General features: G+C 64.8%; 14 protein-coding genes. 10 read left to right on the forward strand and 4 right to left on the reverse strand.

Translation table 11 applies throughout. From position 1 onward, the window contains the following. From pucL to LOC59_RS00075, 3 genes are all read left to right on the forward strand, one after another. Complete coding sequence (gene pucL / locus LOC59_RS00065; RefSeq protein ID WP_227916062.1) at window positions 1-927, forward strand: factor-independent urate hydroxylase; 927 nt, start codon at window positions 1-3, stop codon at window positions 925-927. Next, window positions 927-2444, forward strand: a complete 1518-nt coding sequence (locus LOC59_RS00070; RefSeq protein ID WP_229969975.1) for a nucleobase:cation symporter-2 family protein — start codon at window positions 927-929, stop codon at window positions 2442-2444. The genes pucL and LOC59_RS00070 overlap by 1 nt, the downstream gene beginning before the upstream one ends. 63 nt (window positions 2445-2507) lie before the next feature. After that, window positions 2508-3353 (forward strand): HpcH/HpaI aldolase/citrate lyase family protein, encoded by an 846-nt coding sequence (locus LOC59_RS00075; protein ID WP_227896007.1) that lies wholly within the window; start codon window positions 2508-2510, stop codon window positions 3351-3353. Between the two features lie 374 nt (window positions 3354-3727). Here the strand turns inward: LOC59_RS00075 and LOC59_RS00080 are convergent, their stop codons facing one another. From LOC59_RS00080 to LOC59_RS00090, 3 genes are all read right to left on the reverse strand, one after another. Beyond that, the gene (locus tag LOC59_RS00080; protein WP_227916064.1) at window positions 3728-4357 is read right to left on the reverse strand and encodes a dienelactone hydrolase family protein; all 630 of its coding nucleotides are present in this window, start codon (window positions 4355-4357) and stop codon (window positions 3728-3730) included. A gap of 9 nt (window positions 4358-4366) precedes the next feature. Beyond that, window positions 4367-4834: a ribonuclease E activity regulator RraA gene (gene rraA / locus LOC59_RS00085; RefSeq protein WP_229969977.1), complete on the reverse strand. Its 468-nt coding sequence runs from the start codon at window positions 4832-4834 to the stop codon at window positions 4367-4369. A 77-nt stretch (window positions 4835-4911) separates the two neighbouring features. Further along, entirely contained in the window at window positions 4912-5478 is a 567-nt protein-coding gene (locus tag LOC59_RS00090) for a TetR/AcrR family transcriptional regulator (protein ID WP_227896004.1), read from the reverse strand. Window positions 5479-5617: 139 nt separating this feature from the next. On the opposite strand from LOC59_RS00090, the gene LOC59_RS00095 reads away from it, so the two are divergent. Continuing rightward, window positions 5618-7297, forward strand: coding sequence for an MFS transporter (locus tag LOC59_RS00095; RefSeq protein WP_442860554.1), 1680 nt, complete (start codon window positions 5618-5620; stop codon window positions 7295-7297). Window positions 7298-7311: 14 nt separating this feature from the next. On the opposite strand, the gene LOC59_RS00100 is transcribed toward LOC59_RS00095, so the two are convergent. Next, window positions 7312-7752 carry a universal stress protein gene (locus tag LOC59_RS00100; protein ID WP_227896003.1) on the reverse strand — a complete coding sequence of 147 codons (441 nt, stop codon included), beginning with the start codon at window positions 7750-7752 and terminating at the stop codon, window positions 7312-7314. A 443-nt stretch (window positions 7753-8195) separates the two neighbouring features. Here LOC59_RS00100 and LOC59_RS00105 point away from each other — a divergent pair, with 443 nt between their 5' ends. The 6 genes from LOC59_RS00105 to LOC59_RS00130 all read left to right on the forward strand — a co-directional run bounded on the left by LOC59_RS00105 (window position 8196) and on the right by LOC59_RS00130 (window position 14390). Continuing rightward, on the forward strand, window positions 8196-9104 hold the full coding sequence (locus LOC59_RS00105; RefSeq protein ID WP_229969980.1) for an SDR family oxidoreductase: 909 nt from the start codon (window positions 8196-8198) through the stop codon (window positions 9102-9104). A 281-nt stretch (window positions 9105-9385) separates the two neighbouring features. Then, a complete protein-coding gene (locus LOC59_RS00110; RefSeq protein WP_229969982.1) occupies window positions 9386-10648 on the forward strand; it encodes a hypothetical protein in 1263 nt (420 codons plus the stop codon). Then, window positions 10645-11643: a flavin reductase gene (locus tag LOC59_RS00115; RefSeq protein ID WP_229969985.1), complete on the forward strand. Its 999-nt coding sequence runs from the start codon at window positions 10645-10647 to the stop codon at window positions 11641-11643. The genes LOC59_RS00110 and LOC59_RS00115 overlap by 4 nt, the downstream gene beginning before the upstream one ends. A 71-nt stretch (window positions 11644-11714) precedes the next feature. Next, window positions 11715-12587, forward strand: coding sequence for a hypothetical protein (locus LOC59_RS00120; RefSeq protein ID WP_229969987.1), 873 nt, complete (start codon window positions 11715-11717; stop codon window positions 12585-12587). A gap of 10 nt (window positions 12588-12597) precedes the next feature. After that, window positions 12598-13548, forward strand: a complete 951-nt coding sequence (locus LOC59_RS00125; protein ID WP_229969989.1) for an alpha/beta fold hydrolase — start codon at window positions 12598-12600, stop codon at window positions 13546-13548. Beyond that, a complete protein-coding gene (locus LOC59_RS00130) occupies window positions 13542-14390 on the forward strand; it encodes an alpha/beta fold hydrolase (protein WP_229969991.1) in 849 nt (282 codons plus the stop codon). The genes LOC59_RS00125 and LOC59_RS00130 overlap by 7 nt, the downstream gene beginning before the upstream one ends. Window positions 14391-14405: the final 15 nt, after the last annotated feature.

Consider the following 14405-nt stretch of genomic DNA (forward strand, 5'->3'; position numbering starts at 1 on the left):
ATGACCTCAACAACGCACACTGCCGGAGCCGGCGGAGCGGAAACTGCCCGAATCGTGCTCGGACCCAACCAGTACGGCAAAGCCGAGGTCCGGCTCGTGAAGGTCACCCGTGACACGGCCAGGCACAGCATCGAAGACCTCAGCGTCACGTCGCAGCTCCACGGCGATTTTGAAGCCGCGCACACGGAGGGCAACAACGCCCACGTCGTCGCCACGGACACCCAGAAGAACACCATCTATGCCTTCGCCCGCGACGGGGTCAGCTCTCCGGAGGCCTTCCTGCTCCGGCTCGCCGAGCACTTCACCTCCGGATTCGACTGGGTGAGCGGCGGACGCTGGGCCGCCGAGCAGTACTTCTGGAACCGGATCAGCGACCACGACCATGCCTTCGCCAAAGACAAGAGCGAAGTCCGTACCGCAGTCCTGCTGGCCGAAGGTTCCGGCCGGCACCTGGTGGCCGGTATCTCCGGCCTCACCGTCCTGAAGTCCACGGGCTCGGAGTTCCATGGCTTTCCGCGGGACCGCTACACCACCCTCGGCGAGACAACGGACCGGATCCTGGCGACCGACGTCAGCGCCAAATGGCGCTACGGCTCGGTGGACGGCATCGACTTCAATGCTTCCTACGCCTCCGTGCGGCAGCTGATGCTGGACGCTTTCGCGAACACGCATTCCCTGGCGCTGCAGCAGACCATGTTCGAGATGGGCAAGGCCGTGCTGGCTGCCCATCCGGAAATCGAAGAGGTCCGGCTCTCGCTGCCGAACAACCACCACTTCCTCGTAGACCTTGAGCCGTTTGGCCTGGACAACCCGGGCGAGGTGTTTTTCGCCGCGGACCGCCCGTACGGACTGATCGAAGCTGCAGTCCAGCGCGAAGGCAGCACCGGGACCAGCCCGGTGTGGAACACGATTGCAGGATTCTGCTGATGCGCCGCCGTAACGCAGAGGCCGCGAAGCCGTCGGGCCGGGGCGGGAAGCCGGCCCGGCCGGAAGATGAAGTCCTGCCGCTGGGGAGCACCTTCGCCTACGGCTTCCAGCACGTGCTGACCATGTACGGCGGAATCATCGCTCCGCCGCTGATCATCGGTTCGGCAGCGGGGATGGACTCGGCGGACATCGGCCTGCTGATCGCCGCCTGCCTTTTTGTTGGAGGTGCGGCAACACTGCTGCAGACTCTCGGCGTTCCGTTCTTCGGGTCCCAGCTTCCGCTGGTCCAGGGTGTTTCCTTCGCCGGCGTGGCCACCATGACGGCCATCCTCAGCGGAGGCGGAGGTATCCAGGCAGTCTTCGGTGCCGTGATAGCCGCATCGGTCATCGGTCTGCTGATCACCCCGATCTTCGCGAAAGTCATCCGCTTCTTCCCACCGGTGGTCAACGGCGTCGTGATCACCACGATTGGCCTCACACTGATGCCGGTGGCCGCGAACTGGGCCATGGGCGGCAGTGCCCAGGCCGAAGACTACGGCAGTGTGTCCAACATCGGCCTGGCCGCGCTGACCCTGGCGGCCGTACTGCTGCTCAGCAAGCTCGGCAGCGGCACCATCTCGCGGCTGTCCATCCTCCTTGCGATCGTGTTCGGCACGCTGTTCGCCGTCGTCATTGGCAAAGCCGACTTCTCCGGCGTCGGGGAGGGGCCGGTCTTCGCCCTGCCCACCCCGTTTGCGTTCGGCATGCCGACGTTCGAGGTCGCGGCCATCATCTCGATGTGCATCGTCATCCTCGTGACACTGACGGAAACGACGGCGGACATCCTCGCGGTCGGCGAAATCGTGGACACGAAGGTCGATTCCAAGCGGATTGCCAACGGGCTGCGGGCGGACATGCTCTCCAGCGCCCTCTCGCCGGTTTTCAACTCCTTCACCCAGAGCGCGTTCGCCCAGAACGTCGGCCTGGTGGCGATCACCGGAGTCAAGAGCCGCTTTGTGGTCAGCGCCGGCGGCCTGATCCTGGTGATCCTGGGCCTGCTGCCGGTCCTGGGCCGGGTTGTTGCCGCGGTGCCGACGCCGGTCCTCGGCGGCGCCGGAATCGTCCTGTTCGGCACGGTTGCCGCCAGCGGAATCCGCACCCTGGCGAAGGTGGACTACAAGAACAACATGAACCTGATCATCGTCGCAGCCTCGATCGGCTTCGGTATGATCCCCATCGCGGCACCGGCGTTCTACGACCAGTTCTCGTCCTGGTTCAGCACCATCTTCCACTCCGGCATCAGTTCCGCCGCCGTCATGGCGATCCTTCTCAACATCCTTTTCAACCACATCAAGGCCGGCAACCCCGAGGATCCCAGTGTCTTCGCGGAAGCGCCGGTGCGGGTCATCCGCACCGAGCAGCTGCGGATGCTCCGGGAAGGGGACCACATCAAGGACGGGAAACTGCTCGACGCGGAGGGCCAGGAAATCGCCGTCGTCACACCGGGGCAGGAACAGAACCAGCCTGAGGTGAAGTAATCGTTGTCACATGCATACTGCCCCCGTTGGGATAACGCCGGGGCGGGAAAGTAGGCTCATTCCATGGCCCCATTCCGTAACAGCCGCGCTGCGGCGCTGCCCGCGAAACTTTCCCGCTCCTGGCTCCTGGCCTCCGCCGCGGACGAAGCGAATTTTGCGCCCGCCCTGGCATCGGAAGCCGACTCGGTCGTCTTCGACATGGAGGACGCCGTACCAGCCGCCGGCAAGGCAGAGGCGCGGGAACGGGTCGTGGAGGCGCTCTCCACGGGCATGACGGCCTGGGTGCGTGTCAACGGCATCGAGACTGAATACTGGGCCGACGATCTCGCGGCACTCTCCAAGGCACCGGGCCTGCGCGGCGTCATGCTGGCCATGACCGAGAAGCCTGAGCAGGTAACCCACACGGCGATGCGGCTGCAGGCCGGCACTCCGGTGCTCGCCCTGGTCGAATCGGCCTTGGGCATCGAAAATGCGACGGCGATCGCCAGCGCCCCGGGCACCTTCCGGCTCGCCTTCGGCGTGGGCGACTTCCGCCGCGACACCGGCGCCTCCGATGATCCGATGGCGCTGGCCTATGCCCGCTCCAAGCTGGTGGTGGCCTCCCGCGTGGGGCAGCTGCCCGGCCCGATCGACGGACCGACGCCCGGAACCCTCGGCGAAAAGCTGCTGGACGCGTGCAAGGTCACGGCCTCCATGGGCATGACCGGCAAACTCTGCCTGATGCCCGAAGCTGCGGACACCATTAACAAGGGGCTCTCGCCCAGTGAGTCCGAGATTGTCTGGGCCCACGAACTGCTGGACGCGCACGCTGCGGGCGCTGTCGTCGGCGATGGGTCCTACCTGCCGCGCCTGGCGCGTGCCCAGAAGATTTCCTCGCTGGCCGACTCGTACGGTCTCTGGAACGCCTAGCCTTCCGCAACGCAGGAAGCCGCAGTCCGTGCCCTTAGGGTGCGGACTGCGGCTCTTTAACGGGTGTTGACGCTTGAGGGGGGGCCAGGGCGCCGGCAGCCAGGATGTGGGCCGAGTGCTGGAAGCCCCTGAGCCAGCGCCGCCGCCTTGCGGTGAGCTCTGGTTTCCGGTCGTCTGTTGCTGCAATAACGCAGCTATGGAAGGGGGTCGGCCATTCATTGCTGCAATAACGTTGTTGTCGGACCCTGAAAGCGGCGTTACTGCAGCAAAGGATGTAGGGGAGTACCTCTAAGCAGCGTTATCGCAGCAATGGATGGATCCAGGCCGCAGGGGGGTCCGGCCGCCCGGGCAGCAGGACGCCGGCGCGGACCCGGTCAGCCGTCCAGGCCAGCCAGCAGCTCCAGCACACTTCCGGTCAGGGCGTGCGCGTAGTCCTCGTCGTAGTCCGGGGAGCTGATGTCGGCGAAGAAATGGGAGCTGCCCGGATAGAGGATGAGCTTGACGGCCGCGTCGTCGACAGAGTCGCCCCCGCCCCAGGAGCCGCCTGACTCCGTCAAGATTGACTCGACCAGGTTCGCAGCGGCGTCGAGGTCCCCTTCTTCCACGAAAACCGGATCGTCCGCCATGGCGTGGATCTGCAGCGGTACACCCGCGGGCCAGGCGTCAGCGTAAGTGCCCGGCGGAACGCAGCCGCTGACCAGTACCGCGGCACGGGCACCGGCGCGGGTCTGGGCCAGGCGCTGTGCCGGCATCACCCCGAGGGAAAACCCCACATAGACAAGATCGGCCGGCAGTCGTTCGGCGATCCGTACGCCCAGGGACTCGATGACGTCGAAGCCGATTTCTTCGGCGTATGCCCGGCCCGTTTCGAGGCTGCCGAACGTGCGTCCGTCATACAGGTCCGGAGCGGTGACAGTATGGCCGGCGTCCCGCAGCAGGTCCGCCACCGCATCCATTCCCGGGGTCAGCCCGAGTTCGTGGTGGAACAGCAGGACATGGGACACGTCCGGCTCCTAGCGTTCAACCAGGATGCCGTCTTCATCGGCGTACAGGACGGCGCCGGGGCGGAACATCACGCCGCCGAACTCCACGGGAACGTCCACTTCGCCAACGGAGTCCTTCGCGCTCTTGCGCGGGTTGGAGCCGAGCGCCTTCACGCCCAGGGGAAGCTTGGCAACGGCGGCCCGGTCGCGGATGGGTCCGTTAATGACGACGCCGGCCCAGCCGTTTGCGACGGCGGCCTCCGCAATCATGTCCCCCATCAGGGCGGTGTTCAGCGACCCGCCGCCGTCGACCACCAGCACAGCGCCGTTTCCCGGGGAGTTCAGCGTGGACTTCACCAGTCCGTTGTCCTCCAGGCAGCGGATGGTGCGGACCGGGCCGGTAAACCGGGTGTGTCCGCCGAGGTCCTGGAACTGCAGGGACACCGAAGCCAGTGCGTCGCCGTGTTCGTCATAGAGGTCTGCTGTGCTGGTTTCCATGGCACATACTGTGCCACACGGCACACGTGTTACGCGGAAGCCATCGTGCGGTGACGGCGTCTGCGCGGGACCAAAGGTCAGCCGCGCTTGGCGGAGGCCTGCTCCTTGAGTAGATCCACGATGTCCAGGAGCTCTTCCACCGGGCCGGACGTGGGTGAGTTCTTATCCTGCGGCCAGCCGCCGGGCAGCCCTTCGTTGTAATAGAGTCCGTCACCCAACAGCATGATGGCGCGGGCTGTCGCACGGTCGCCGACCTCGGCGACCACCAGGTCGAACCAGTCGCGGTGGATTTGCTGCAGCAGCTCGGAAGCAGCGGCGTCGTTGGCCTGCGCCAGCCGCACGGCGCCGATGAGCGCGCGGTCCAGGTCGCTTCCAACGTAGAGGGACTCGCGGACGAGGAAGCGGGCGGGCCCGTCAGGAGCTGTCCGCATGTCTTCCAGCTCCTTGGCGGCGAGCAGGCGCAGCCGGTCCAGGAGGCCTGCGGCCAGGGCTTCCTTGTTCTTGAAGTGGTAGAGCAGCCCGCCCTTGGAGACTCCGGCCAATGCCGTCACTGCGTCCAGGGTGGCTCCGCGGGGACCTTCGTTGATCAGCAGTTCCTCATAGGCGGACAGGACGCGGTCCCGTGCGGATGTCTGTGCAGGCATGGCTTTACGGTACGGCATCGGCTGCTGTACAGTCTAGACGGTACAGTAACGTGCGGGTGGCTCCCCGGCGTCCGCCTGTGCGTCTATGTCACCCCAACTTTTTGGCAGGCACAGCCCTGCCCGCATCCAAGGAGGAATTGTGCCTGCGGTACAGGAACGGCCCGTGCTCCAGCGGGCTGGAAAGCGTGAATGGCTGGGACTGGCGGTGCTTATGCTCGTGGTCCTGCTGGTTGCGGTCGACAACACCGTGCTCAGCTTTGCCGTCCCCTCACTTTCCCGTGCCCTGGCGCCCACCGGGACGGAGCTGCTGTGGATCATCGACATCTATGCGCTGATCCTCGCCGGCCTCCTGGTGCCGATGGGCAGCCTGGGGGACAGGTTCGGGCGGCGGAAGCTGCTTATGATCGGCACGGCCGGGTTTGGACTGGTTTCTGTCCTTGCAGCATTCGCACCGTCCGCCGAGGCGCTGATCGGTGCCCGTGCGCTGCTCGGGTTCTTCGGAGCCATGCTGATGCCCGCAACCCTGTCCATCATCCGGAACATGTTCGTGGTGCCGGGCCAGCGCCGGATCGCCATCGCGGTCTGGGCTGCCGGCTTCTCCGGCGGCGCGGCCCTGGGGCCGATCGTCGGCGGCACCCTGCTGGAACACTTCTGGTGGGGTTCGGTCTTCCTCCTTGCCGTCCCGGTGCTGATCCCGCTGCTGGTCTTCGGGCCGCGCCTGCTGCCGGAGTCCCGGGATCCGTTGCCCGGCAAGATTGATCCCCTGAGCATCGTGCTGGTCATGGCCACCATGTTCCCGCTGGTCTACGGCATCAAGTCCATCTCCACGCACGGGCTGGATGCCTACTCCCTGGTGCCGATGGCGGCTGGCCTGCTCTTCGGTGCTGCCTTTGTGCGCCGCCAGCTGCGCCGGCCCGAGCCGATGCTCGACGTCCGGCTCTTCCGCAACCCCGTCTTCAGTGGTTCCATTTCCGCGAACCTGCTCAGCGTCTTCGCCCAGGTGGGCTTCATCCTCTTCCTCTCCCAGCACCTGCAGCTGGTCCTGGGGCAGACGCCCCGTGAGGCAGGCCTGATGATGCTGCCCGGCCTGATGCTCACGATCGTGGCCGGCTTGGCTGTTGTCCGGGTGGTGCGCAGGGTGCGCCCGGCCTACGCGGTGGCAGGCGGATTGGCCTTCAGCGCCGTCGGCTACAGTGTGGTGCTGCTGACCGGCCACAACGAAAGCCCGCTGGGCCTGGTGGTCGCCTTTATGCTGCTGGGCATCGGCGTCGGCTCTGCCGAGACCATCTCCAACGACCTGATTCTGGGCAGCGTACCACCGGCCAAGGCCGGTGCCGCGTCTGCCATCTCCGAAACGGCGTATGAAGTCGGCGCCGTGCTCGGCACCGCCGTACTGGGCAGCATCCTCACCGCCGGCTACCGCAACGGCATTGCACTGCCTGACGGCATGGATCCGGCAGCGGCCTCCGCCGCGTCGGAGACCCTCGGCGGTGCCGTGGAAGCCGCCAAAACCCTGCCGGGTCCGCAGGCCGCGGAGCTGCTGTCCTCAGCCCAGGCTGCGTTCGACTCCGGTGTGGTGGCGACGTCGCTGATCGGCATTGTGCTGATGGTGGCCGCTGCGGCCGGCGCCGTGTTCACGCTGCGCCGGGTTGCCGCAGACAAGGATGCGGTGCACGACGGCGGTGCTCCCGCCGCACCAGGTGCCGCACCGGCAGCGGCTCTTTCCGCGCCCGGCGGGGTTACCGCTGAAGATGGCTCCGCTGACCGGGATGCCCAGGCCGAACTCGCAGGGAGCGGCGCCTGCCCGGCTCCCCGCTAAGGCAGATCTGCCGGTTATTCCTTTTCCGGCGGATGGACGATCAGCACGGGGCAGTGGGCATGGGCTGCAGCTGCGGAACTGACTGAACCAAGCAGCAGTCCCGCAAAGCCGCCCCTGCCCCGGCTGCCGACCACCAGCATTTCCGCGTTCCTGCTGGCTTCCACCAGCACCTGCACCGGCTGGCCGGACACAGCGAGTTTGGTGAGCCCTTCGGGAACGTCATCGCCGAACGCCTTCAGTATGGACTCGTTCAGGGCCTCTTCTGCATCCACCCTCGGCGACCACTCAGCAGATGCCACCGGGGCGGTCAGTGCGATGGGATGGCTCCAGACCGTTACGGCCTCAATCCGGCACTGCAGGAGCTCCGCCAGCCGGCGCGCTGTTTGCAGTGCCACGATTGACAGGGCGGAACTGTCCACGCCCACCACGATCAGCTTGCGTCCGTTGGTTGTCATGGTTCGTGTTCCCGTCTGTCCGCTGCGGATCGAACTCCTGCAGAAAGTCTGCCGCTCGCGCCGGGTTTTTCCTAGACCCGGCCTTGTTCGTACTACCGGCAGGTGCCCGCCAACGACTCCACGCTCCCGAGCCGCCGGACTGTTCCTCACCCGTCAGCGGCATTCCGCGTAGACTGATCGGACCATGCGACACATGAACAAGTACCGCACGCCCATTGTCTGGCTCCTGATTATCGGCCTGGTTGGCAGCATCAGCGTCGGCTTCCTCGGGCTCTTTTTCTAAAGCCTCCAGTACCTCTTTTCCGCCCGCCCACCGTCCGGGCCACAGGCCGGGTTTGCCCGCCGCTGCCATCCCCCAATAGGATACTAAGCATGCTTACCTAATGTAGGCGGCCGCGAGTTGCGGCTCCATATCCATGCACAATGGGAAGTGGGGAAACTTAATGGCCAACGGAAACACTTCGGACCAGTACACGTTCCAGGATCCGGTCAACCGGTATCCCTCGGTCGGTCCGCCCAAGCAGGACCAGCCCGAGCCCGGCCTCGATGCCGACCTCGAGCCCAAGACAGACCGCGGCGAGGACTCCTACCGCGGAACCGGTCGGCTTCAAGGCCGCAAGGCGCTGATCACCGGTGCAGACTCCGGCATCGGCGCGGCAGTGGCTATCGCCTTCGCCCGGGAAGGCGCCGACGTCGCGCTTTCCTACCTGCCGGAGGAAGAGGAAGACGCCGCCAGGGTGATTGAGGTCATCAAGGGTGCCGGCCGCACCGCCGTCGCGCTTCCCGGCGACCTCCGTGACGCCGGGTACTGCATCCAGGTGGTGCAGGACGCCGTAGACGGCCTGGGCGGCTTGGACATCCTGGTCAACAATGCCGGCAAGCAGGTTGCCGTGGAGAACCTTGAAGACCTCAGCGACGAACAGCTGGATGACACCTTCAAGACGAACATCTACTCCTTCTTCCGGGTGACCAAGGCTGCGCTGCCGCATCTCCCGGCCGGTTCGAGCATTATCAACTCGACGTCAATCCAGGCCTACAGTCCGTCCCCGCACCTGCTGGACTACGCCAGCACCAAGGCTGCGATCAACAACTTCACCAAGGGCCTGGCCCAGCAGCTGGCGCCCAAGGGCATCCGCGTGAACGCTGTGGCTCCCGGTCCGTTCTGGACCCCGCTGCAGGTTTCCGACGGACAGCCCAAGGACGCCTTGCCGGAGTTCGGCAAGGACACGCCCCTTGGCCGCGCCGGCCAGCCTACCGAGCTTGCACCGGCCTACGTCTTCCTGGCATCCCCGGAGTCCAGCTACGTGGTGGGTGAAACGCTCAACGTCAACGGCGGAATGCCTTCGCCGTAAGTTCCGGATAGAGAAGCCGGCCCCGCATCGCGCGGGGCCGGTTTTTTGCGTTCAAGACACAGCGGCCTGTCCATGAATAACAGGGCAACTGGAGTCAAGTTCCCAACGGCTTATCTAAACGGAGGCCTCAGGTTGGGCGTTACGGCCAAAGACAGTCCATTCGCCCGGTCCTAGTGTGATGCATAGATCGGCTGCACCACCGGTCACGCGCCGCCGGCGCAGTGGCCGTTATTCGCCTTCCGGCTGCGGCCCGCTGCACAACCCATGCGAGAGGACCTGGCATGCACGCCACCTTAGGAACCATTGACACAGCACCTGTTCATAGCGGGCACGGTGCCAGCCGCGACGAGTACTCGGAACGCGCCTATCAGGCCGGCGCCCGTTACCTCGCCGCCGTAGACGAAATCCTGGGAACGGTCCGGGCCGGACGTGAAGAGACGGAACGGATCGGGATGGTTCCGGATTCCACCGTTGAGGCCATGACCCGTGCGGGCGTCTTCCGCGCCCTGACCCCGCAGCAGTACGGAGGCCTGGAAATGGCCCCCGCCAGTTTCTTCGAGGGCATCATGAAGATCGCCGGCGCGGAGTCCTCCGCCGCCTGGATCGGTGGCCAGCTCAACGTCCATTCCTTCGAAATCGCCCTTATGGACAAGCGTCTGCAGGACGAGTTCTGGCAGGACGGACCAGACACCCGCGCATCGAGTTCCTACGCCCCCACCGGGAAGTGGACGCAAGTCGAAGGCGGCTATGTGGTCAACGGGACCTGGGGCTTCTCCAGCGGCGTTGACCATGCCGAGTGGGTGATCCTGGGCGGTGGTGACCGTAACTTCGTCATTCCGCGCAGGGACTTCTCCGTAGCCCAGGACAGCTGGGACGTAGCCGGGCTCAAGGGCACCGGAAGTAAATCCGTGACAGTGAACGACGCCTTTGTTCCCGACTACAGGGTGCATTTGCTGAGCAACACCTACAGCGACCAGAATCCCGGCTGGGAGGTCAACGACGGACCCCTCTACCGGGTCTCGTTTATGTCCATCTTCAACTCCACCATGGCTAACTCAGCGATCGGAGCCACCCTGGGCGGCCTCGAGGAATTTATCGCCGAGAGTAAAGTCCGCCGGGCCCGCCGCGGCACCGGGGTGTCGGTCACCGAAAACCCCCATTTGCTGGTCCGCCTAGCCGGGGCAATCTCGATTGTGCAGACGGTGAAGGAACGGCATCTCCAGAACTGGCGCAGCCTGTTCGAAATCGCCTGCGCCGGTGGTGTGGCGGATCCGGAACAACGCATGAAGGTCAGGTTCGAGGCGGCGGATTCCATTGCCATCAGCCTCAACGCCCTGCAGGAGATCTGGCCGGTGGCCGGAGCGGGAGCGATCCTCTCGACCAACCACCTTCAGCGGGTTGTCCGCGACCTGCACGCGATGCGTGTGCACGGCTCAGCTGGCCGGGAGGCCGCCGCGACCTTGTATTCACAGTGTTTGCTGGGCTTGCCGGGTCCGAGCTTTGAAGACAACCCGTCCATGCGCGCCCTGGCGTACCACCGATGAGCGTCGTCGCGGCTCCGGGAGCCGGATACCAGATCAGTGATCCCGGTCAGGACCGAAGGGCGTTCCGCAGTGCGCTGGGCCAGTACGGCACGGGCGTCGCCGTGATCACCACACTCAACGGAGGCTTGCCTGTTGGCATGACCGTCAATTCGTTTGCCGCGGTGTCACTGGACCCGCCGCTGATCCTCTGGTCCGTGCAGAACACCTCTGGGAGGGCTCCCGCGTTCGTCGGGGCACAGCATTTTGCCGTCAACGTGCTCTCGGCCGATCAGGTGGATGTCTCTCGCATCGTCGCCTCGCCGCAGAGCGGGACCGGTGCTTTCGAGCAGATCGAGTGGACCGAAGGGCTGGCCGGGGTTCCGCTGATCGAAGGAGCCATCGCCCGCTTTGAATGCCGGACTTATGACGTCCTGCCCGGCGGTGACCACCAGATCCTCGTCGGACACGTAGAGCGCTGCGCCGTGGCCGAGGGGGAGCCGCTGCTGTTCGTCCAGGGCGGCTACGCATCAGCTTCTTTCCCTTCCTCCGGTACCGGGGCCGCAGCTTCAACGGAAGACACCTCGCCGGAGAGCGAGCCTGCTCCCTTCGCCCAGCTCGTGACCGCGGTGAATCACCGGCTTTCACGGGAATTCGATGAGCACAGGTCCCGTTTCGGGCTGAGTGTGGGCAGCAGCCGGGTGCTCAAAAGGCTCTCAACGGGTCCACAGACCGTCGACGAACTTGTGTCTTCGGCGTTCCTGGGGCCGCAGGCCATCGAGGACGCTTTGAGCGAACTCATCGAGGAGAACCTGGTCGAAGTCACCGGTTCGGGCTTCCGGCAGACGCCCCAGGGCCGCAGCCTCCGCCTGCAGGTAGCCGAGAATGCCCGCCGCTTCAACGAAGCAGCACTCTCAGGCATCCCGGAAGCCGACGTCGAAGCAGCCTACCGGGTGCTGACGGCACTGGCCCGCAGCGAACAACCTATTCGGTTCCACCACACAAAGGAGAATGCATAATGATTGGTCTCGGCTTGGCATGTTCCCATGCGGCTGGAATGTTCCGTCCCCCGGAGCACTGGCAGAAGTGGATGACAGACAGGGTTGCCCCGGGCGTCTTTGAACGCTACCCGGAGGCGGCACGGCAGCGGGACAGCCTGGAATACTGCCAGGAGCTCTACGCGCGGATCCATGAAGATTTCGCGGACATGCGCAAAGCGGTCGAGGAATACGAACCTGACGTGCTGGTCTTCATCGGCGATGACCAAGGCGATCTGTTCAACCTCTCGAACAACCCCACGCTGGCCATCTACACCGGCGAGGAAGATATGTGGGGGCATCAGGCGTACGAGTGGGACGTTCCCATGAAAGACCGCGCAACCATTACCTTCAAGAACGACGTCGATGTTGCCAAGGCCCTTGCGCATGGACTGGTTAAGCGGAATTTCGACATCGCCACCCTGAACCGGTTCAATCCCCAGGGCCGGGACGGGTACGGGCTGCCCCACATGGCTGCTCGGATTGCTCCCGAACTCGACCCGTCGCGGGAGATCCCGATCGTCTGCATCCTGATCAATGAGTACTACACCCCGCTGGCCGGAGGGGAACGGTGTGCCGATCTTGGCCGCGCGATCGCCGAGATCCTGAACATGCGTGAGGAGAAGATCGCTCTGGTCGCCTCGGGCGGACTGAGCCACTTCCCGTCGGACAAGGACTTCAACCGGGGAGACATCGATGTCCCGCTGGACAAGTGGGTCCTGGAACGTGTGGAGCGGAACGACGTCGATGCACTGGCCAAGCTGTTCAGTTTCGATTCGGACACCATGCGCTCGGGGACCGGAGAGATCCGTGCCTGGATTTCGCTGGCCGCGGCGATGAACCGCCCCGGTGAGGTCATCGACTACCTGCCTGTCCACGCCTGTTTCACAGGTATTGGCTTCGCCAAATGGCCTGTCCTGGCATGAGCGGTTAACCATGAGCGCAGATGATTCTTCACTCATTGCCGAGTACTTCGGCTACGAATCCCGTTGGCTCTCCACCCGTCCGGGCGAGCGCATTCATTACTTGGATGAGGGACGCCCGGACGGCACCCCGGTGGTCCTGCTCCACGGCTCGGCCATCGGCATTACCGCAGCGGCTAACTTCTACCTAACCATCCCGGCTCTCGTGGCCGCAGGCCACCGGGTGATCGCCCCGGACCTCTACGGGTATGGCTTCACAGAGACTCCCGGGGACGTTCCGGCAGTCCGGCCCAACCAGGTAGACCTGGTGATCCGGCTTCTTGACGCTCTCGAGTTGCCACATGCCTATGTGGTCGGCAACTCACTGGGTGGGATGGTGCTCTCCAGCCTGGTGCTGGCGCACCCTGACCGGGTGGCAGGAGGGGTGGTCGTCGGGACCGGCGGAGCGAGGTGGGACTCCGGATCACGGTTCGAGCCGAACCTGACCTCCCATAAGGACATGGGGGAGTACTCACCGGTGATGGTGCGACGGTCCATGGAACACCTCGTACACGACCCCCGGATGATCCCGGAGCCGTTGGTGGAGTTCCGCACCCGGGTAGCAGAACGCCCCGGGGCGTACGAGCAGCACCAGGAATCCACCCGGCTGAGGGAAGCCAGCAAAACGGACTACCCGTTTGCAGCAGACCAGGCCGGGGCCTGCCAGGTGCCCATGCTGTTCCTCTTTGGGAGGGAAGACAGGGTGAACCCGCCTGAAGACGCGCTGGCGGGAATGGAATCATTCGCTCATGCGGACCTGGTGGTGTTTGGGCACTGTGGCCACTGGACCATGGTTGAGCGCGCAGAGGAGTTCAACCATTTTGTCCTGCGTTTCATCGCTGGATGGGACCGCCGAATCAAGGCGCCGCCGCTGCAGGGGGACGCCTTGCCGGATGTCCGGGTCAACGTGGGGGCAGCATGCTGACGTATGACTCAACGTCCAGGTTTGCCCAAGCCGGCAACGTCCGTGTCCACTACCACGAGGCCGGCGAGGGGCCCGTGCTGCTCTGCATCCACGGCGGTGCCCCGGGCGCCTTCGGCTGGGGTAACTTCGGCCGCAATGTGGAGGAACTCTCGCGGCACTTCCGGGTGATCGTCGTGGATCTTCCCGGCTACGGAAAATCAGACAAGCCCGACGTGGGGACCGGGCGTAACGCGATGTACGCCGAAGTCATGGTGGCCTTCCTCGAGTCTTTGGGAATTGATCGGGCAAACGTGCTGGGGATGGCCACAGGAGGTGCTGTGGCCATCCGGCTGGCTGTGGACCGGCCGGAGGTCGTAGACCGGCTTGTACTGGTTAGTTCCGCCGGTGGGCAGACCATGTTCGGACTGCGCCGAAAGGTGACCGCCAGCCAAGTCTATTACGGGGGCAACGGGCCGACGCCGGAGAAGATGCACGATTACCTCTCCCAGCTGCTTTACGATCCGTCCCTGATCACTGAGGAAGTGGTGCGCGAGCGGTATGAAGCCAGCGTTGAACCGGAGTTTATGGAGAAGGCACCGGAGGGGAGGACATCCACCCGGCACACGCCCGAGGACTTGTGGAAGCGCCTGGATGAGATCCAGGCACAAACGCTGATTGTCTGGGGCAGGGAGAACCGGGCCCAGTCTTTTGAGAACGGGGTCTTCATGCTAAGCCGTATTCCGCGTGCCCAGCTCCACGTTTTCGGGGAATGCGGTTTGTGGGTGCCTTTCGAAAAGCCTTCAGAGTTCAATTCTCTTGTGACCGGCTTCATACACGGTAAAAAGTGCGCGGAGTTATCCTGACAGCGACTAGTCTCG

It is taken from the genome of Arthrobacter sp. zg-Y916 (assembly GCF_020907385.1).
In the GTDB taxonomy this organism is placed as follows: Bacteria; Actinomycetota; Actinomycetes; order Actinomycetales; family Micrococcaceae; genus Arthrobacter_B; species Arthrobacter_B caoxuetaonis.